This is a genomic window from Sphingosinicella terrae (assembly GCF_003347635.1).
Lineage (GTDB): Bacteria > Pseudomonadota > Alphaproteobacteria > Sphingomonadales > Sphingomonadaceae > Allosphingosinicella > Allosphingosinicella terrae.
On sequence record NZ_QDFY01000009.1, the window covers coordinates 135,363 to 152,892 of the forward strand.

At 69.1% G+C, this 17,530-nt stretch carries 24 protein-coding genes; 20 read left to right on the top strand and 4 right to left on the bottom strand.

From position 1 onward, the window contains the following. Position 1 precedes the first annotated feature (1 nt). Genes DDE10_RS16875 through DDE10_RS16925 form a run of 11 tightly spaced genes read left to right on the top strand, consistent with a single transcriptional unit; the run spans position 2 to position 8,245 of the window. Positions 2–367 (top strand): response regulator, encoded by a 366-nt coding sequence (locus DDE10_RS16875; protein WP_114953959.1) that lies wholly within the window; start codon positions 2–4, stop codon positions 365–367. Further along, entirely contained in the window at positions 364–2,601 is a 2,238-nt protein-coding gene (locus tag DDE10_RS16880; protein ID WP_114953988.1) for a chemotaxis protein CheA, read from the top strand. The genes DDE10_RS16875 and DDE10_RS16880 overlap by 4 nt, the downstream gene beginning before the upstream one ends. Beyond that, a complete protein-coding gene (locus tag DDE10_RS16885; protein ID WP_114953960.1) occupies positions 2,598–3,086 on the top strand; it encodes a chemotaxis protein CheW in 489 nt (162 codons plus the stop codon). Before DDE10_RS16880 ends, DDE10_RS16885 begins: the two co-directional genes overlap by 4 nt. Continuing rightward, entirely contained in the window at positions 3,083–3,958 is an 876-nt protein-coding gene (locus DDE10_RS16890; protein WP_114953961.1) for a CheR family methyltransferase, read from the top strand. The genes DDE10_RS16885 and DDE10_RS16890 overlap by 4 nt, the downstream gene beginning before the upstream one ends. Next, the gene (locus DDE10_RS16895; RefSeq protein WP_114953962.1) at positions 3,955–4,980 is read left to right on the top strand and encodes a protein-glutamate methylesterase/protein-glutamine glutaminase; all 1,026 of its coding nucleotides are present in this window, start codon (positions 3,955–3,957) and stop codon (positions 4,978–4,980) included. The genes DDE10_RS16890 and DDE10_RS16895 overlap by 4 nt, the downstream gene beginning before the upstream one ends. Positions 4,981–4,996: 16 nt before the next feature. Then, positions 4,997–5,386: a response regulator gene (locus DDE10_RS16900; protein WP_284734722.1), complete on the top strand. Its 390-nt coding sequence runs from the start codon at positions 4,997–4,999 to the stop codon at positions 5,384–5,386. 7 nt (positions 5,387–5,393) lie between these two features. Then, the gene (locus DDE10_RS16905) at positions 5,394–5,915 is read left to right on the top strand and encodes a chemotaxis protein CheD (protein WP_114953964.1); all 522 of its coding nucleotides are present in this window, start codon (positions 5,394–5,396) and stop codon (positions 5,913–5,915) included. A gap of 32 nt (positions 5,916–5,947) precedes the next feature. After that, positions 5,948–6,238 (top strand): hypothetical protein, encoded by a 291-nt coding sequence (locus tag DDE10_RS16910; RefSeq protein ID WP_114953965.1) that lies wholly within the window; start codon positions 5,948–5,950, stop codon positions 6,236–6,238. A gap of 1 nt (position 6,239) precedes the next feature. Next, the gene (locus DDE10_RS16915; RefSeq protein ID WP_114953966.1) at positions 6,240–7,100 is read left to right on the top strand and encodes a flagellar motor protein MotB; all 861 of its coding nucleotides are present in this window, start codon (positions 6,240–6,242) and stop codon (positions 7,098–7,100) included. Between the two features lie 4 nt (positions 7,101–7,104). Continuing rightward, the gene (locus tag DDE10_RS16920; protein ID WP_114953967.1) at positions 7,105–7,545 is read left to right on the top strand and encodes a hypothetical protein; all 441 of its coding nucleotides are present in this window, start codon (positions 7,105–7,107) and stop codon (positions 7,543–7,545) included. Between the two features lie 55 nt (positions 7,546–7,600). Further along, positions 7,601–8,245 carry a PilZ domain-containing protein gene (locus DDE10_RS16925; RefSeq protein ID WP_114953968.1) on the top strand — a complete coding sequence of 215 codons (645 nt, stop codon included), beginning with the start codon at positions 7,601–7,603 and terminating at the stop codon, positions 8,243–8,245. Between the two features lie 335 nt (positions 8,246–8,580). Here DDE10_RS16925 and fliP read toward each other — a convergent pair whose 3' ends face one another. The 3 genes from fliP to DDE10_RS16940 are packed head-to-tail and all read right to left on the bottom strand — an operon-like array spanning position 8,581 to position 10,437. Then, positions 8,581–9,261 carry a flagellar type III secretion system pore protein FliP gene (gene fliP, locus DDE10_RS16930; RefSeq protein WP_114953989.1) on the bottom strand — a complete coding sequence of 227 codons (681 nt, stop codon included), beginning with the start codon at positions 9,259–9,261 and terminating at the stop codon, positions 8,581–8,583. 37 nt (positions 9,262–9,298) lie between these two features. Further along, positions 9,299–10,207, bottom strand: a complete 909-nt coding sequence (locus tag DDE10_RS16935) for a flagellar biosynthetic protein FliO (RefSeq protein ID WP_114953969.1) — start codon at positions 10,205–10,207, stop codon at positions 9,299–9,301. Between the two features lie 2 nt (positions 10,208–10,209). Further along, a complete protein-coding gene (locus tag DDE10_RS16940) occupies positions 10,210–10,437 on the bottom strand; it encodes a FliM/FliN family flagellar motor switch protein (RefSeq protein ID WP_284734723.1) in 228 nt (75 codons plus the stop codon). Positions 10,438–10,554: 117 nt separating this feature from the next. Here DDE10_RS16940 and flgC point away from each other — a divergent pair, with 117 nt between their 5' ends. From flgC to flhB, 5 genes are all read left to right on the top strand, one after another. After that, positions 10,555–10,962: a flagellar basal body rod protein FlgC gene (flgC, locus tag DDE10_RS16945; RefSeq protein WP_114953971.1), complete on the top strand. Its 408-nt coding sequence runs from the start codon at positions 10,555–10,557 to the stop codon at positions 10,960–10,962. A 91-nt stretch (positions 10,963–11,053) separates the two neighbouring features. Beyond that, a complete protein-coding gene (fliE, locus tag DDE10_RS16950; protein ID WP_114953972.1) occupies positions 11,054–11,383 on the top strand; it encodes a flagellar hook-basal body complex protein FliE in 330 nt (109 codons plus the stop codon). Between the two features lie 5 nt (positions 11,384–11,388). Next, positions 11,389–11,652, top strand: coding sequence for a flagellar biosynthetic protein FliQ (locus tag DDE10_RS16955; protein ID WP_114953973.1), 264 nt, complete (start codon positions 11,389–11,391; stop codon positions 11,650–11,652). Positions 11,653–11,666: 14 nt separating this feature from the next. Beyond that, a complete protein-coding gene (gene fliR / locus DDE10_RS16960) occupies positions 11,667–12,419 on the top strand; it encodes a flagellar biosynthetic protein FliR (protein ID WP_114953974.1) in 753 nt (250 codons plus the stop codon). A 3-nt stretch (positions 12,420–12,422) separates the two neighbouring features. Continuing rightward, positions 12,423–13,490 (top strand): flagellar biosynthesis protein FlhB, encoded by a 1,068-nt coding sequence (flhB, locus tag DDE10_RS16965; protein ID WP_114953975.1) that lies wholly within the window; start codon positions 12,423–12,425, stop codon positions 13,488–13,490. A gap of 649 nt (positions 13,491–14,139) precedes the next feature. Here flhB and DDE10_RS16970 read toward each other — a convergent pair. Continuing rightward, positions 14,140–14,541: a flagellar assembly protein FliX gene (locus DDE10_RS16970; RefSeq protein ID WP_162806693.1), complete on the bottom strand. Its 402-nt coding sequence runs from the start codon at positions 14,539–14,541 to the stop codon at positions 14,140–14,142. A gap of 66 nt (positions 14,542–14,607) precedes the next feature. Here DDE10_RS16970 and DDE10_RS16975 point away from each other — a divergent pair, with 66 nt between their 5' ends. The 4 genes from DDE10_RS16975 to DDE10_RS16990 all read left to right on the top strand — a co-directional run bounded on the left by DDE10_RS16975 (position 14,608) and on the right by DDE10_RS16990 (position 17,256). Then, a complete protein-coding gene (locus DDE10_RS16975) occupies positions 14,608–15,708 on the top strand; it encodes a flagellar basal body P-ring protein FlgI (protein ID WP_114953977.1) in 1,101 nt (366 codons plus the stop codon). Continuing rightward, complete coding sequence (locus DDE10_RS16980) at positions 15,708–16,022, top strand: rod-binding protein (protein ID WP_114953990.1); 315 nt, start codon at positions 15,708–15,710, stop codon at positions 16,020–16,022. Before DDE10_RS16975 ends, DDE10_RS16980 begins: the two co-directional genes overlap by 1 nt. Then, positions 16,012–16,431: a flagellar biosynthesis protein FlgN gene (locus tag DDE10_RS16985; protein ID WP_114953978.1), complete on the top strand. Its 420-nt coding sequence runs from the start codon at positions 16,012–16,014 to the stop codon at positions 16,429–16,431. Before DDE10_RS16980 ends, DDE10_RS16985 begins: the two co-directional genes overlap by 11 nt. A gap of 360 nt (positions 16,432–16,791) precedes the next feature. Then, positions 16,792–17,256, top strand: a complete 465-nt coding sequence (locus DDE10_RS16990; RefSeq protein WP_114953979.1) for a hypothetical protein — start codon at positions 16,792–16,794, stop codon at positions 17,254–17,256. The last annotated feature ends 274 nt before the right edge of the window (positions 17,257–17,530 follow it).

Consider the following 17,530-nt stretch of genomic DNA (forward strand, 5'->3'; position numbering starts at 1 on the left):
CGTGAGCAAGCTCATCCTCACCGTCGACGATTCGGCGAGCATGCGAATGCTCCTGAAGGCGTCGCTCACCGCCCAGGGCTTCAGGATAGAGAGCGCCAATGACGGCGTCCACGGCCTGGAGCGCATGCAGGAGGTCGAGCCCGACCTGCTGATCACCGACATCAACATGCCGAACATGGACGGCTTCGAGCTGATCGAGGCGGTGCGGGCGATGCCGCGGTTCCGCGGCACGCCGATCCTCGTCCTGTCGACCGAATTCTCCGACGACAAGAAGGCGCGCGCCCGCTCGGCCGGCGCCACCGGATGGATCACCAAGCCGTTCGATCCGGCCAAGCTGGGGGCGGCGATCCGCCGGGTGTGCCCGTGAGCGACGAACTCGACGAAATCCAGGCGATCTTCTTCGAAGAGTGCGTCGAAGGCCTCGCGACGGCCGAGGCAGGCCTGTCCGAAATGGCCGCGGGCGATGCCTCGGCCGAGGTCATCGCCGGCGTGTTCCGGGCCGTCCACTCGATCAAGGGCGGCTCCGGCGCTTTCGGCCACACCGCCTTGCTCACCTTCTCGCACCGCTTCGAGAACGTGCTGGACGAGGTGCGTGCCGGGGCGATCCCGCCGACGGCCGAAGTCGTCAAGGTGATGCTCGGCGCGTTCGACATCCTGTCGGACCATGTCGCCGCGGCGCGCGAGCAGTCCGCGCCGCCTGCCGATGAGTCCGTGCTGGGCGCGCTCGACGACCTCCTGGCCAACAAGGGCGCCGGCGCCTCGGCGCCGCCGGCTGCCGCTGCCCCGCCCCCGGCCCCGGCCACGTCACCGGCCGCCCCGTCGGCGGCGGTCCCGGACGGCGACGAGTTCGGTTTCGTCCCGGTCGCCGCGGCGGTCGAGGAGTTCGATCCGTTCGGCTTCGAGCCGGTCGCGGTGTCGCTCGACGAGGTCGTCGAGCTCGATCCGTCCGACTGGACCGTTCGCTTCGGGCCGTCGCGCGAGGCCCTCGCCAATGGCGGCGAGCCGATCCTCGTCATCCGCGAGCTCGAGCGGCTCGGCGGACGCGTCGAACGGGTCGATGGCTCGTCGCTGCCGGACCTGCGCGATCTCGACCCGGAGAACAGCTATTTCGTCTGGACGCTCTCGGTCCCCGGATCGGTCGCCGAGACCGAGATTGCCGAATGCTTCGATTTCGTGGCGCCCGACTCGCTGATCGAGATCGTGCGCACCGAGGCCGCCGCGCCGGCGGTCCGGATCGAGCCGGCCCTTCCGGAGCCGGCGCCGCTCGCGTTGGTCGCGGAGGAGATCATCACCGTCCATGCGCCGCCGGTCGCCGAGGCGCCGCCCGCGCCCGTGCCGGCGCCCGCCCCGGCGATCGAGCCGACGCCCGCCGCCCCGGCCGGAGAGCGCTCCGAGCGCGCATCGGACCAGCCCTCGCAGACCATCCGCGTCGATCTCAGCAAGCTCGACCAGCTGCTCAATCTGGTCGGCGAGCTCGTCATCCGCGGCTCGATCCTCGCCGACCGGCTGTCCCCGGCCGACCAGGAAAGGGTCGAGCTGCCTCAGCTCTCGCGCCTGACCCGGCAGATCCAGGACAGCGTCATGTCGCTGCGCGCGCAGCCGATCAAGCAGGCCTTCTCGCGGGTGCCGAGGATGCTTCGCGATCTTTCGGCGGAAACCGGAAAGCAGGTCGTGCTCGACGTCGCCGGCGAGACCACCGAGGTCGACAAGAGCGTCATCGAGAAGATCGGCGATCCGCTCACCCACATGATCCGCAACGCGGTCGATCACGGCATCGAGCCGCCGGAAGAACGGATCGCCAAGGGCAAGCCGGCCGAGGGCATCGTCCACGTCTCGGCCGAGCAGAAGGGCGCCCGCATCCTGGTTCGGGTCAGCGACAATGGCCGCGGCATCGACCGCGCCCGCGTCAAGGCCAAGGCGATCGAGAAGGGCATCGTCGCGCCCGACGCCCAGCTTTCCGACGAGGAGATCGACCAGCTGATCTGCGCGCCCGGCTTCTCGACGGCCGAGACCATCTCGAACATCTCCGGCCGCGGCGTCGGCATGGACGTGGTCCGCTCCAACGTCGAGGCGCTCGGCGGCCGGGTCGAGATCAGCTCCGTGCCGGGCGAAGGCACCGCCTTCACCATGATCCTGCCGCTGACCCTGGCCATTCTCGACGGCATGGTCGTGCGGCTGGCCGGCCAGCGCTACGTCCTTCCGCTGGCGAGCGTGGTCGAATCGGTACGTCCCGAGCCGGGCCAGGTCCAGCGGGCGACGCCGACCAGCGAGGTGATCGAGCTGCGCGGCTCCTACCTGCCGGTCCGGCGGCTGACCGACTTCTTCGGCCTCGGCCGCGGACTCGAGCACCGGCCGGAGGATTGCCTGGTCATCGTCGTCGAGAGCGACACGGCGGGGCTGGTCGGCCTGATGGTCGACACGATCGACGACCGCCGCGAGGTGGTGCTCAAGAGCCTCGACCAGAATCTCCACCCGATCCGCGGTCTCGGCGGCGCCACCATCCTCGGCGACGGCTCGATCGCGCTCATCCTCGACGTCGAGGCGATCGTGTCGGCGTCCTCTCCCACCTCCAAGCACAATCTCAAAGGACTGGCAGCATGAGCGCGACCGACAGCGGCGAACGCAAGATCGTCACCTTCTCCCTGGGCGACCGCATGTTCGGCATCGACATGCGGACCCTCATTGAAATCCGCGAATGGGAAGCGCCGACGCCGCTGCCCAAGGTCCCGGCCTATATCAAGGGCGTCGCCAATCTGCGCGGCACCGTCATCCCGATCGTCGGGCTGGCGGAGCGCCTGGGCTGGGAGCCGAGCGTGCCGCATGCGCGCTCCTGCATCCTGGTCGTCAGCATCGGCGGCAAGCAGGCCGGCTTCCTCGTCGACGAGGTCGCCGACATCGTGCTCATCAAGGGGAGCGAGATCCAGCCGGCACCGGAGATCGAGATCGACGAGCCGGGGGTGATCGCCGGCCTCGTCCAGGTCGGCGCGCGCGACCATGACGATGCCGCCAACGAGGCCGGCTCGATGGTGCTGCTCCTCGACCTCGATTCGCTGAACGTCATCCGCCAGATGGAGCTCGCGGCGTGAGCCAAGCCGCCGCCTCTTCCTCGGCCGGCGAGGCGCCCGGCGAGTCCGAGCTCGGCGCCGCCGAGTTCGCGGCGATCGCGGCGATCATGCAGCGCGAGGCCCGGATTCACCTCAGCGACGCGAAGCGGACCCTGGTCCATTCGCGGCTGAGCCGGCGCCTGCGCGAGCGGCGGCTCGCCACCTTCCGCGACTATGTCGCGATGGTGCAGCACGACGCCGAGGAGCGGGCGACGATGGTGGTCGCGCTGACCACCAACCACACCCATTTCTTCCGCGAGGCGCACCACTTCGATCATTTCCGCGAGACGCTGATGCCCGAGCTGAAGCGGGCCGCCAGCGCCCGGCCGGTGCGGATCTGGTCGGCCGGCTGCTCCAGCGGCGAGGAGCCCTACACGATCGCCATGTGCCTGCTCGGGCGCGACCGCACCGCGGCGGCGTGGCTGCGCCAGGCCGACGTGCGGATCCTCGCCACCGACATCTCCACGCCGATGGTCGAGGCGACGAGGCGCGGCGTCTACGGCGCCGCCGCGGCGGAAGCCATTCCCGAGCCCTATCGCAGCGCCTGGCTGCGGCCGTCGCCCCAGGGTGTCGAGATCGCGCCCGAAGCCCGGGCGCTGGTCACCGCCCGGCCGCTCAACCTGTTCGAGCCTTGGCCGATGAGGCAGCGTTACGATGCGATCTTCTGCCGGAACGTCATGATCTATTTCGACGATGCGGCGAAGGCCGAGCTGGAGCTGCGCCTGGCCGATCGTCTCGCGCCGGGCGGCTTTCTCTATATCGGCCATTCCGAGCGCCTGATCGGCCCGGCCGCGCAGAAGCTCGGCCTGTGCGGCCAGACCCTCTATGCCCATGCCCAGGAGGCTTCCCGATGACCGCCGCCCCCGTCAGGGTGCTGGTGGTCGACGACAGCGCCAGCATGCGCGCCGCCTTGAACCGGATCCTTTCGGCCGATCCCGAGATCGAGGTCGTCGGCCTCGCCCCGGAGCCGCACGCGGCGCGGGCGATGATCAAGGATCTCAACCCCGACGTCGTCACCCTCGACGTCGAGATGCCCGGCATGGACGGACTCTCCTTCCTCGAGAAGATCATGCGGCTGCGGCCGATGCCGGTGGTGATGTGCTCGACGCTCACCGCGCGCGGCACCGAGGTGACGATCGAGGCGCTCCGGCTGGGCGCGGTCGATTTCATCGCCAAGCCGGCCGGCAACCCGCTCGAGGTGGCGCGCGATGCGGAGCTGCTTCGGACCAAGGTCAAGTCGGCGGCGCGCAGCCGGGTGCGTCATCAGATGGCGCCGGCCCGGGCGCCGATGGCGGCGTCGGCGAAGGGGATGCGGGACGTCGTCATCGGCATCGGCTCGTCCACCGGCGGCGTCGAAGCGCTCTTCTCGCTGATCGCGTCGCTGCCGCCCGATTGTCCGCCGGTGATGATCGTCCAGCACATGCCTGCCGGCTTCACCACTGGCTTTGCCGGCCGGTTGAACGCGGAAAGCGCCGTCACCGTCGTCGAAGCCGGCGACGGCGCGCCGGTCGAGCGGGGAACCGTCTATATTGCACCTGGAGGCGAGCGGCACATGGAGCTGAGCCCCGGCCAGCGCCGCATCAGGCTCAGCGCTGCCGATCCGGTGGGCGGGCATCGCCCCTCGGTCGATGTGCTGTTCAATTCCATGGTCCGGCTCGGGAAGGGAGCCGTCGGCGTCATCCTCACCGGGATGGGCGCGGACGGGGCCGCCGGGCTGCTGGCGATGCGATGCGCCGGCGCCCGCACCCTGGGCCAGAATGCCGAGAGCTGCGTCGTCTACGGGATGCCTCGCGCCGCCTTCGAGCTGGGCGCCGTGGAACGCCAGCTCAGTCTATCCGCAATGCCCGAGGCGATCCTCGCGGCCTGTCGTTCTTGAGTTTGAGGGAAGCCTGATGCCAGCTGCATCCGCAATCAAGGTTATGGTGGTCGACGACCAGGCCAGCATGCGCGCGATGATCCGCCGCGCGCTGCAGGACTTCGGGTTCAAGGACGTGCGCGACAAGCCGAGCGGGCCGGAGGCCCTGGCCGCCGTCCGCGCCGACCGGGTCCACCTGATCATCTCCGACTTCAACATGCCGGAGATGGACGGGATCCAGCTGCTCGAGCAGGTCCGCGGCGATCCCGTCATCGGCAAGACCGTGTTCATCATGCTGACCGGCTCGTCGGACCGCGAGATCGTGCAGAAGGCCGCGGCGCTCGGGGTCAACAACTATCTGGTCAAGCCGTTCGCGCCGGCCGTGCTGAAGGAGAAGATCGAGCGCGTCTTCGGCGAGCTGACTTGAGCTCGCCATGAAGCGGATCTCGATCGTGCAGGGCGAGCAGGCCGTCGTCTCCGAGCCGAACGTGGTGGTCTCCACCGTGCTCGGCTCGTGCGTCGCCGTTTGCCTGCAGGACCCGGTGGCGCGGGTCGGGGGCATGAACCACTTCCTGCTCGGCGAGCCGTCCCCCGATCGGCCGGTGCCCGCGGCCAACATGGTCCGCTACGGCGTCCACGCCATGGAGCTGCTCATCAACGAGATGATGAAGCACGGGGCGTCGCGCGAGCGGCTGCGTGCCCATCTCTACGGCGGTGCCACGATGATCGCGGGGCTCGGGCCGATCGGTCGCGAGAACGCCGCCTTCGCGCGGCGCTTCGTCGAGACCGAGGGCATTCCGGTCGGCCATGTCGATCTTGGCGGCGACCATGCCCGGCGCGTCGAGTTCCTGCCTTATGACGGCCGCGCCCGCTCCCGCCAGGTCGCGAATGCGCCTCCGGTCGCGCCGCCGCGGCCGGCGCCGCGGCCGCCGCTCGGCGATGTCGAGCTCTTCTGATTTCGTGCCCTCTTGAACCGGACCCTCCGATCATGTCCCAGGTCGACCATCTTGCCGTCACTCTCTGCGCCGCGGTCGCCGAGGAGATTCGCGACGTCCGCGCGCTGATCGAGGGGCTCGCCGAAGTGCTCACGGCGGACGAGTATCTGGCGATCACCTACACGGAGCAGCTGCAGACCTTCGATCTGCTCATCCAGCGCGCCCAGGAAAGCGCCGACCTGCTCGATCGGGTCGCCAACGGCACCCGCTCGCTCGAGGCGATCGAACAGGTCCGGCTGACGCTCGTCCAGGACCGCCTGCGCGCGGCGCTGAAGGCGGCCTGAGATGGCGTCCACCCCCGCCGGAGGGAATGAGCGGCCGATCATCATCGTCCGCAAGAAGCGCAAGGCGGCGGCTGCCCATCATGGCGGCCACTGGAAGGTCGCCTATGCGGATTTCGTCACCGCGATGATGGCTTTCTTCATGCTGCTCTGGCTGATCTCCGAGACGCCCGAGGAGCGCCTCCACGGCCTCGCCGAGCATTTCGCGCCGGCGCCGCCGACGCCGGCCGCCTCGAACGGGGCCGGCGACGCGCCCGGTGCCGGCGGACGGACCCGGCGCGCCCAGTCGAACGATCCGGCGACGAACGGGCAGCCCGCTGCCGAGGCGGCCACCGCCGGCAGCGCCCGCGGCGGCACGGCCGATGTCCCCGACGCGTCGATGCGCGTGCTCGCGCAGGAGCTCAGGATCGCGCTCGATGCGGTTCCGCAGAACGAAGCCCGGCGCGACACCGTCCGGGTCGATCCGTCGCGCAACGGCGTCCGGGTCAACATCATGGACTCGGCGAACCGCTCCATGTTCCGCCCCGGCACCGCCGATCTCAACCCTTATGCCAGGGCCATCCTCGCCGAGCTCGCCCGCAAGGTGGCCCGGTCGGGCGTGCAGGTGGCGGTCGAGGGCCATACCGACGGCGTCGGTGGTCAGTCCGACGCCAATTGGCGTCTCTCGGGCGAGCGCGCACTCGCCGCCCGCTCGGCGATGATCGCCTCCGGCCTCCCCCAAGATCGGTTTACCGAGGTGGTCGCCTTGGGCTCCTCCCGCCTGGTCTATCCCGATCAGCCCGAGCGGCCGGAGAACCGGCGGATCACCATCGTCCTGCTCGCCGAGCCGTCGGCCCTGCCCAGCGACGTCAGCTTCAGGTTCTGATGCCATGAGAAGGCTCCTCGCCATCCTCCTCGTTCTCGCCGCCGGCGCCGGCGTCGGCAGCGGCGCCGCGTTCGTCACCGGACTGCTCCTCGGCCCCGCTCCCGCGGCGGCGTCGGCGCACGCCGTGGAGACGGGCAAGGCGTTCGTTCCCACCGGGCCGGTGCTCGCGCCGCTCGTCCTCCCTGACGGCCGTCTCGCCGGCTATTATCGCTTCGAGGTCCAGCTGGAGGTCGACGAGGACCAGGCGGAGCAGGTCGCCGCGCGCCTCCCGCTCCTCCTCCATGCGATCAACCTGAGGACCTTCCGCACGCCGCTGGCCAGCGGTCCGGACGGCATGCTCCCCGATATCGGCCTGTTCAGGAACGTCGTCATGGCCGCGGCGCCGGAGGCCTTCGGGCCGGGAATCGTCCATCGCGCCGCCATCACCCAGGCGAATCCGGCATGATTTTCGCGGCCTCGCGGCGCGATCCGCGCGCGCGAAGCCGAAAGGAGGAAGGACCTTGACCGACGATCCGCCGCCCGATCCGACGCTGCGACCTGCGCCCTTTCCGCCGCGCGCGCCGCGCGCGGTGACGCTGCTGATCACGGGAAAGCTCGTCACCCGGGCCGAGGAAGGACTCTGCCGCGTCCGCAACATCTCCGCGACCGGCATGCAGATCGAGACACGGATACCCCTCGCCGTTGGCGACGCCGTCGGCGTTGAGCTTCGCGGCCTCTCCGCGATCGCCGGGAAGGTGGTCTGGAGCCGGGGGTCGCTGGCCGGCATCGCCTCGGACGGCGCCATCGACGTCGAGCGCCTGCTGCACCCGGCGCCGGTGAGCCGCCTGGTCCGCGCGCCCCATCCCCGCGGGCCGCGTGTGCTGGTCGAGCTGGCGATCGAGGTGCAGGACGGCGACGGCATCCACGAGGCGGCCCTCATCGACCTTTCGCAGGGCGGCGCACGGGTGCGTCTTCCCTTCCGGCCGAGGATCGAGGAGCGGCTGAGCCTCATCGTGCCCGGCCTGCCGCTCAAGAGCGGCGCAGTGCGCTGGATCCGCGGCGACGAAGCCGGCATCGCCTTCTACGAGCCCTTGTCCTTCGATTGCCTGGCGGAGTGGCTCGTCGACCGCGGCCGCGGCGGCGCCCCGGCGGCGGCCGCTCGCTGAATCCGGCGCGGGCGCGTGTAGGGAACCTTCGCCGCGAGTGGTCCAGCTCCCGTCTCGGCTGTGACGGCAATCCATGAAACTCTCCCGTCATCCCGGCATGGGATCTCAATGCCTTGCAGGCTGGCGGACAGTCTGTCCGGATGAGGAAAAAGAGACCTTGGCTTCCGCCAGGATGACGGGAAGGGACTTCTTCACACGCTGACCGGTCGGCATCGGCGCGCTCTGCCGTCTCTGGCCCGCGACCCTTCTGCGATGACGCACCACCATGAATCGAAGCGGCCGCCGGTTTCCCGGCGGCCGCTCCTGCGCGTCGGTCAGGAAAGCGAGGGCCCGCGCTATCCGGTGAAGCTTCGCACCAGCGACCCGGCCACCAGCGCCCAGCCGTCGACCAGGACGAAGAAGATGATCTTCATCGGCAGCGAGATCGTCGGTGGCGGCAGCATCATCATGCCCATCGCCATCAGCACCGCCGATACCGCGAGGTCGATGACCAGGAAGGGCAGCAGCAGCAGGAACCCGATCTCGAAGGCGCGGCGCAGCTCGGAGATCATGAAGGCGGGGACGAGGGTCGCCAGCGGCGTCTGCGCGCGCGGCGCCGGCGGGCTCGACGACAGCTCGTTGAACAGGCGCAGGTCGTCGTCGCGAACCTGGCTGAGCATGAACACGCGGAACGGCTCGGCCGTCCGCTCGAAGGCGCGCTCCTCGCTGATCCGCCCTTCATTGTAGGGCTTCACGCCGTCGGTCCAGGCCTGCTGGAAGGTCGGCGCCATCACGAAGAAGGACAGGAACAAGGCGAGGCTGATCAGGACGGGATTCGGCGGCACGCCGGGGGCGCCGATGCCGGTCCGCAGCAGCGAGAGGGCGACGACGATGCGCGTGAAGCAGGTGACCGTCATCAGGATGCCGGGCGCCAGCGACAGCACGGTCAGCAGCAAAACGAGCTGGATGGCGCGGCCGCTGACCGATCCGTCCCCCAGGTTGATCGACGTCGTCTGGGCGAGGGCCGCCGCCGGCATGGCCAAGGCGGCGGTCACCGCGAGGGTGCGCAGGAGCCTAGCCACGACGGCTGGCCGTGGCTTTGCGCCGCGCCGGGGTGCGGGCCGGCTGGACGCTGGCCTTCTTCTTGGTGCGGGGGGCAACCGGCTTGGCCGGCACGCCGGCGGGGCTGGCAGGCGCGGCGACGGCGACCGCACTCGTTGCCGATCTGGTCTGCTTGGCCTCCTTGGCCTGCGCCAGCCGCGCTTCGATCGCCTGCCGGATCCTGCCGATCGCTTCCGCGACGGCCGCTGCCGCCGGCGCAAGCGTCGCTCGCAGCCGGACGATGGCCGCCCGGGCATGCGCACCGGTCCGTTGCGCTGCCGCCGCCAGCGGCGGGAGGAGGGCCGCGCTCAGCGGGGGCCGCGGCGCCGGCGCCGGGGAGGCCGTCTGGGCCGCGACGGGAACCGCATCGTCCCGGCTGCGCTCGACCAGGCTGTTGAAGCTCGGCGGCGGCGACTCCGGCTCGGCCTGGACGATGCGCAGCATCGATCCGGCCGCGCTGACGGCGCCCACGGCCTTGTCGCGCACGCCGGAGCGGGTGCGATCGACGAAGGCGCTGAAGGATTCGCGAAGCGCCTCCATCTCTGCCTTGGAGAGTGCCATCGCTTCCGCTTCGGCGCGGAGCCGTTCTTCTTCCGCCGCCGCGTCGACCTCGTCCCTGACGATGCTCGTCTCGAGGACGAGATTGCCTTCCGGCGACAGCAGGATGAGATGCTCGCGGCCGTCGCGGCGCAGCAGGGCGACGGAGCGGCGTGAATCGAGGCTGGTGCGTTCGATCAGCTGGAGACGGCGTCCGGCGCCGCCGGCGGCGACGCGCCCGGGGAGCCGGATGTCGAACCGGCGCACGGCCCAGAGGGCGAAGGCCAGCATGCCGAGGACGGCGCCGAGGCCGCCCAGGGTGCGCAGGAGGGTCAGGAAGTCCATGCTCAGCGGCTCCGCCGGACGACTTCGGCGATCTCGAGCGACATGCGGTCGCCGGTCACCTGGATCTTGCCGCGGGCGACCAGCTGGTCGTTGACGTAGAGCTCGGTCGGATCGTCATAGCCGCAGTCGAGCGGGATCAGCGCGCCGCGGCCCATCTTGAGCAGCTGGCGGATCGGCAGATGGGTCGAACCAAGCACGATCGACATTTCAACGGGGACATTATCGAGCACAAGCGGCGCCTCCTTCTGGAGGACTTATAGGAATAATTTTCAGGGCAACCGGCCGGCACTAGGCAAATTCTGCCTATAAGATCGGAAGTGCGGCCGCTTCGCCGCCTGGAGACGATCATGGACCTCAGAAGCTCCCTGGATATCTCGGCCTCGGGCCTGCGCGCCCAGTCGCTGCGGATGCGGGTGATCTCGGAGAATCTCGCCAACGCGGACTCGGTCGCGACGACGCCGGGCGGCGATCCCTATCGCCGCCGCGTCGTCACCTTCCAGCCCAATCTGGACGATCCCCAGGGCGCGCGCGGCGTGCAGGTGCGGGCGATCACCACCGACAATAGCGCGTTCCAGCGCGTCTACCAGCCGGGGCACCCGGCCGCGGACGCCGACGGCTATGTCGAGCGGCCGAACGTGAGCAGCCTCATCGAGACCGCGGACATGCGCGCCGCGCAGCGCTCCTACGAAGCCAATCTCAACGCGATCGAGGCGGCGAAGAGCATGACGATGCGAACCATCGACCTGCTCAAATAATCCTTCTCGTTCAGAGCGATTTGCAGTCGGACGAAGGCGTCTGACGACTCGAAGATCGCGACATATCAATCTAAAGCCAAAGGAAAATCCCATGTCCATCGGCGCTCTCGACGCCGCGTCGGCTTATGGCCGCGCCATCGGCACTGCCGGCATCGCCGGCGGCACCGGTCTCCGTCCCCCGGCCGGCGCTCCGCCTGCCGACGGTCCCGACTTCGGCAATATGGTCCAGGGCCTGATCGGTGACACCGCGCAGAGCCTGCGCGCCGCCGAATCGGCCAGCGCGATGCAGGTCGCCGGACAGGGCGACCTCATCGACGTCGTCACCGCGATCGGCGCGGCCGAGACCGCGCTCGACACCGTCGTCGCCGTCCGCGACCGGGTGGTGAACGCCTATTCCGAAATCATGCGGATGCAGATCTGACGGCCATGTCGCCGGGTGACACCCTTGCGCTGGCCAAGGCGGCCTTGCTGCTGGTCCTGACCATAGCCGGGCCGATGCTGATCGCGTCCCTGATCATCGGCGTCTTCATCGGGCTCGTGCAGGCGCTGACGCAGATCCAGGAAATGACTTTGACCTTCGTGCCGAAGATCCTCGTCATGGGCCTCGTCATGCTGATGAGCCTGCCGATGATCGGCCAGGCGCTCTCCGCCTTCATGACCGAGGTCTCGGCCCGGATCGTCTCGGGCTGATCTCCGGCAGCGCGATGCAGGATCTGCCGCTCCACGCCACCGGCTTCCTCATCCTGTTCGCGCGGGTCGGGGCAGTGCTGATGCTGCTGCCGGTCTTTTCGGACGAGGCGGTGCCGGGCCGCATCCGGCTGCTCATTGCCTTTGCGATGACGGCGGGGATGTGGGGGCTGCTCGACCAGAACGTCCTGCCTGCCGCGCGCGACGAGGCCGGACTTGCCGGCACGATCGTGGTCGAGCTGGTGATCGGTCTCGCCATCGGGACGGTCGTGCGGATGATGTTCCTGGCCATCGTCATGGCGGGCTCGATCGTCAGCCTCCAGGTCGGCCTCTCCTCGGCTTTGATCTTCGACGCGTCGATGGGCGGCCAGGCGCCGATCCTCGCCAAGCTGATCGCGGTGGCGGCGGCCGTCCTGTGCATGTCGCTCGGCCTGCACCATCTCTGGATCGGCGCGATCATCCGCTCCTACGATCTGTTCCCGGTCGGCGCGGCGCCGCTCGCCGGCGATCTCGCGGCGCTCGGCGTCGCCACCATCAGCCGGTCGATGGCGCTGGCGGTGAGCCTTTCGGCGCCTCTGCTCGTCTACGGCATCGTCTTCAACGTGGCGCTCGGCTTCTCGTCGCGGCTCGCGCCCAGCATCCAGGTCTTCTTCATCGCCCAGCCGCTCAACCTGCTCTTCGGCCTCGGGCTGTTCGCCACCGTCGTCGGCACCATGCTCGCGGCCTTCGCGGGCGCGATGACCGACTGGATGCAGGGCGGATGGAGCTGAGCCATGGCCGATCAGGACAAGGACCAGAAGACCCAAGAGCCGACCCAGAAGAAGCTCGACGACGCCCGCAAGAAGGGCGAGGTGGCGACGACGCCGGAGATGCGCCATGCCGTCATGTTCCTGGCGATGTTCGCCCTTCTGGGCACGATCGGCCTTCAGGCGGTCGCCGGCATGGGGCGGCTCTTCCTCAATCTGTGGGGAGGGGCCGACCGGTTCCGGATCGAGCCGGAGGGCGCGCAGGGCTTCGCCACCGGTCTCTTCGCCCAGATCGGCGGAATCTTCGCGCCGAGCCTCGGGCTCCTGTTCGGCTTCGCCGTGCTCATCATCTTCGTCCAGGGCCGCCCGAGCCTGTCCTGGTCCAGGCTGCAGCCGAAATGGTCGAAGGTCTCGCCGGTCTCGGGGCTCGGCCGCATGTTCGGCATGCGTGGGTTTGTCGAGTTCCTCAAGACATTGGCCAAGTGCGCGATGGTGATCACCGTCGTCGTCATCGTCCTGTGGCCGAAGGCCGCCGCGATCGACGAGCTCATCGGCATGGGTCCCGAAGCGATCGCCCGGACCGTCGGGTCGCTCGTCCTGCTCATGCTGAAGGCGGTGCTGCTCCTCGTCGGCGCGCTCGCTCTGTTCGACTTCCTCTACCAGCGCCGGTCCTTCCTCCAGCGCATGCGCATGACGCTCCAGGAGGTGAAGGACGAGCATAAGGACGCCGAGGGCGATCCCCAGATCAAGGCCCGGATCCGCTCGATCGCCGTCCAGCGGACGCGCCGCCGGATGATGGCGGCGGTGCCGACGGCGAGCGTCGTCATCACCAACCCGACCCATTATGCGGTGGCGCTCAGATATGATCATGGGCAGATGGCCGCGCCGGTCGTCGTCGCGAAGGGCGCGGACGCTATCGCGCTCAAGATCCGCGAGATCGCCAAGGGTGCCGGCGTTCCGGTGATGGAAAGCCCGCCGCTGGCCCGGGCGCTCTACGCCTCGGCCGAGATCGACCATCCGATCCCCGTCGAGCATTATGCCGCGGTCGCCGAGATCATCGGCTACGTCATGCGCCTCGCCCGCCAGCGCGCCTGAGGTGCGCCGCGAACCGGTCCGGTCGGATCCTCCCCTATGAGGGGAGGGGGACCAGGCGAAGCCTGGTGGAGGAGTGTCTGAGTCCTCGTTCTCGCTTCGCTTGCCGTGCTTGCCGTCGGTGCTGACACCCCTCTCGTCGCCCCTGCGCAGGCAGGGGCCCATGCAGACGAACCGGACAGGCGGTGGTCGTCGCCGGCCCCGCTTGGGCCCCTGCCTCCGCAGGGGCGACGGACAGGGTGAGCGACCGCCGGCTTGCGTTTGCGGCCGGGACCGAACGCCAGATTCCTCCGCGCCTCCGCGCGAATATCGACCTCACTCGGGCAAAGGCGTCGCCGGCGCCGCTTGCCGTGCCTTGGAGCTTCCGAAGGTATCCATGTCCGCCATCCTCGTGCCGGGCAGACCCCCCTCCCGTCGCCCCTGCGCAGCCTGTCCTGAGCGACGCCGCAGGCGGCGTCGAAGGGGCAGGGGCCCATGCGGACGAACCGACCAAGCGCAGGCCATCGCCAGCGCCGCTTGGGCCCCTGCCTTCGCAGGGGCGACGGACAGGGGAGAGCCTGAAGGCCTGCGTTTGGACCCGGGATCGGACGCCGGTTTCCTCCGCGCCTCCGCGCAAATCCTGATGGATTTGCCCGGCGGCAAGCGACGCCCCTCAGCCGCGCTCCTGCTTGGCGAGTTCCACCAGAATACGCAGCTCGATATCGTCCATGAGCTGCGCGAGCTCCGCTTCCTGCGGCTTGCCGCGGCGCCGGGTCCATTCCTTCAGCGCCTCGATGCGCTCGCGTTTGGCGCGGCCGGCGAGCAGCTCGGCATGAAGCCGCTCCAGCTCGTCGAGCGCCTCCTCGGCGTCGCGGGCCGGATCGCGCCGCGGCTCGTTGGTGGCGGCCGCCAGCGCGACCAGCATCTGGACCGACTGGGCGGGCGGCGTGACGGTCGGGGCGATCGGGGCGGCGACAGCCGCGGCGGGCGGCGCGAACGGCGCGGCGGCCGCCCGCTTGACCGGCATGGTCAGCAGCGCCTGCAGCATCGACGTCGGGCCTGTCGGCTGAACCAATTCCCGCTTCCTCCTATATCTTCCTATAAGAGAAAAGACGCCATTTTTCCACTCGATCGGGGCGATATGCGACTGAACCGGATACTTCCCACGCTGCTCGCGGCTGCCGCGATCGCGGCCTCCTCGCCCGCTCTGGCGGGGCCGCGCATCAAGGACATCGTCAGCGTCGAGAATGTCCGCTCGAACCAGCTGGTCGGCTACGGCCTGGTCGTCGGCCTCGCCGGCACCGGCGATCGCCTGCGCAACGTGCCCTTCACCGAGGAATCGATGCAGGCGATGCTCGAGCGCATGGGGGTCAATGTCCGCGGCTCGCAGATGCGCTCGCAGAACGTCGCCGCCGTCTCGATCACCGCGACCTTGCCGCCTTTCGCCCGGTCCGGCTCGACCATCGATGTCCAGGTCTCCGCGCTTGGCGACGCTACCAGCCTCCAGGGCGGCACCCTGATCGCCTCGGCGCTGCGCGGCATGGACGGCCAGATCTATGCGGTCGCCCAGGGGCCGGTCGCCGTTTCGGGCTTCCGCGCGCAGGGCGCGGCGGCGAGCGTCAGCCGGGGCGTCTCGACGTCGGCGCGGATCGCCGGCGGCGGCATCGTCGAGCGCGAGGTCCCCTATTCGCTGAGCTCGGCCGGCACCCTCAAGCTCGCGCTTCGCAACCCGGATTTCACCACCGCCCAGCGCATCGCCGCCACCATCAACCGCGAATATCCGGGCTCGGCCCAGGTGCTCGATCCGGCCACGGTCGAGGTCGCGCCGGCCGGCAGCGCCTCGCTCATCGACATGGTCACCCGCGTCGAGAATCTGGAGGTCGACGTCGACCAGCCGGCGCGCATCGTCATCAACGAGGCGGCGGGCACGGTGGTGATGACCAGCGACGTGCGCGTCAGCCCGGTGGCGGTCGCCCAGGGCGGTCTCACCATCAGCGTCGCCGAGACGCCCCAGGTGTCGCAGCCCGCGCCCTTCTCGCAGGGCGAGACGACAATGGTGCCGCGCACCCAGGTCGACGTCGACGACGGCCAGGGCCGGTCGCTGGCGATGGTCGGCGGCACCTCGCTGCAGCAGCTGGTCGGCGGCCTCAACGCGCTCGGCGTCTCGCCGCGCGATCTCATCACCATCCTGCAGGCGGTGAAGAGCGCCGGTGCGCTGCAGGCGGAAATCGAGGTGCAATGATGAACGAGATCCGGCCGTCCTCCGGCCCCGTCCTTCCTCCCGTGGCTCCGGCCGCCGCCGCAGCCGCCGGCGCGAACGCGGCCGACACCGCGCGCGACTTCGAGGCCGTCTTCCTCGGCCAGATGGCGCGGCTCATGCTCGAGAGCGTCGAGATCGGCGATCAATTCTCCGGCGGCCATGGCGAGGAGATGTTCCGCGGCATCCTCGCCGAGAATCTCGGGACCGAGATGGCGAGGCGCGGCGGCGTCGGCCTGGCGCCCACCGTCATGGACCATATCATCCGTTTGCAGGGAGGAAATCCCGATGCCCAATGAGCTTATCGCCACCATCCGGTCGCTCGTCGCCTTGATGCGCGAGGAGACCGAGATGCTGCGCACGCCGGGTTCCGGCGACCTTCAGGAAGTGGCCGAGGCGAAGGCCCGTTTGGTCGGCTGGATCGAATCGCGCTCGGCCCAGCTCGAACGCGAGCAGCCCGGCTGGCGCGAGGCACTCGACCCGGAGACGCTCGAAACGCTCACCGAGGCGGTGGCGGAGCTGCGCGACGTGTCCAGCGCCAATGCCAGGATGCTGGAACGGCAGATCGAGCTCTCGCTGCAGATGATGGAGGCCATCGCCACCGAAGCGAAGCGGCTCAAGGGCACCCGCAGCGCCACCTACGGCGCCACCGGCCAGCTCTGGCACGTCGACCTGCCGACCCCGGTCTCGACCAACGCGAAGCTGTAGCGCGCGCAGGGGCGAGGCGGGGAGCAATGAACGAGAGGCATGGATTGGGGTTTCCCGCCAGTCTCTCCGCCCGGCTGAGCCGTCGAAAAAACCAGATTCGTATGCCCTCGGCATGGCGGGCTGTACGATAGGGCGTGCAACGGGACAGTCGCTGAGACAGTTATTATTGTCTATTGTCGCGACCGTTACGCGCCACTTCGCGACCTTCCAAGGCTACGGGCGACTTCCCGGAAGCGTACGTTCGTTAAGCTGTAGACACAGTCCCTGCGAATCCCAGCCAATCTTTCCGAAGCTCGTACTTCCACGCGCGCCTAGTTAGAGCTTCGGCGCGGTGATAAAGTGCCGGCGAGGGGGTGTCTCATGGCAGAGTCTTCGGCTGGCGCATGGGTCGTTCTGGGGTTGATCGGCCTTGCTATCTATAGCTGTTCCAGCGACCCGCCGCCCGAAGCTACCGCGGGTGAATACTCCGCAACTTCCTCGGACGTGTCAGAGGTTGATGAAGAGGCAGGTATCGCCGGTTATTCGACCGAGCCTTCGGGGTTCGACGAGGTCTTGCGTGGGTCCTTCGACGAAGACGCCGCTCGTGATGCAGCCGAAGATGAGGTCGCATCCGACACCTACTCGGGTATCGGCAGGACGTACGGTTGTACCGATGACTGCTCCGGTCATGATGCTGGATTCAGATGGCGCCGAGACAGGGGGTATGTGCCCTACGGTGCGGACAGCCAATCCTTCCAAGAGGGTGCACAAGCTTTCGAAGACGCGGTCGATGACCGCGTTGAGGAGATGCGCGACGAGTATGAAGCTGGGGAAAATCCTTACTGACCCGGTGGGCGTGCCGGTTTTGGAGTCCCTGGCGAATTGGGTCCTTCGAAGCTTCGACTTGGCTGGTGCTACCGACAGAACCGGCTCAAGAGCCTATGGCCCTGCTCGCGAAATCGCACGACCGCTAGGCGCCTTTTCCAGACGTAGGCGGTCGGTGATCGCAATGTCTGCTTCGCGCCGATAGTGTTGAAAATCTCCTCTTGCTGCGGTGACTCGGCTCTGATTCAATCCTGCTGAGCAAGGCGGGAGGCGAGCCATGATGGGCGAGCGGACG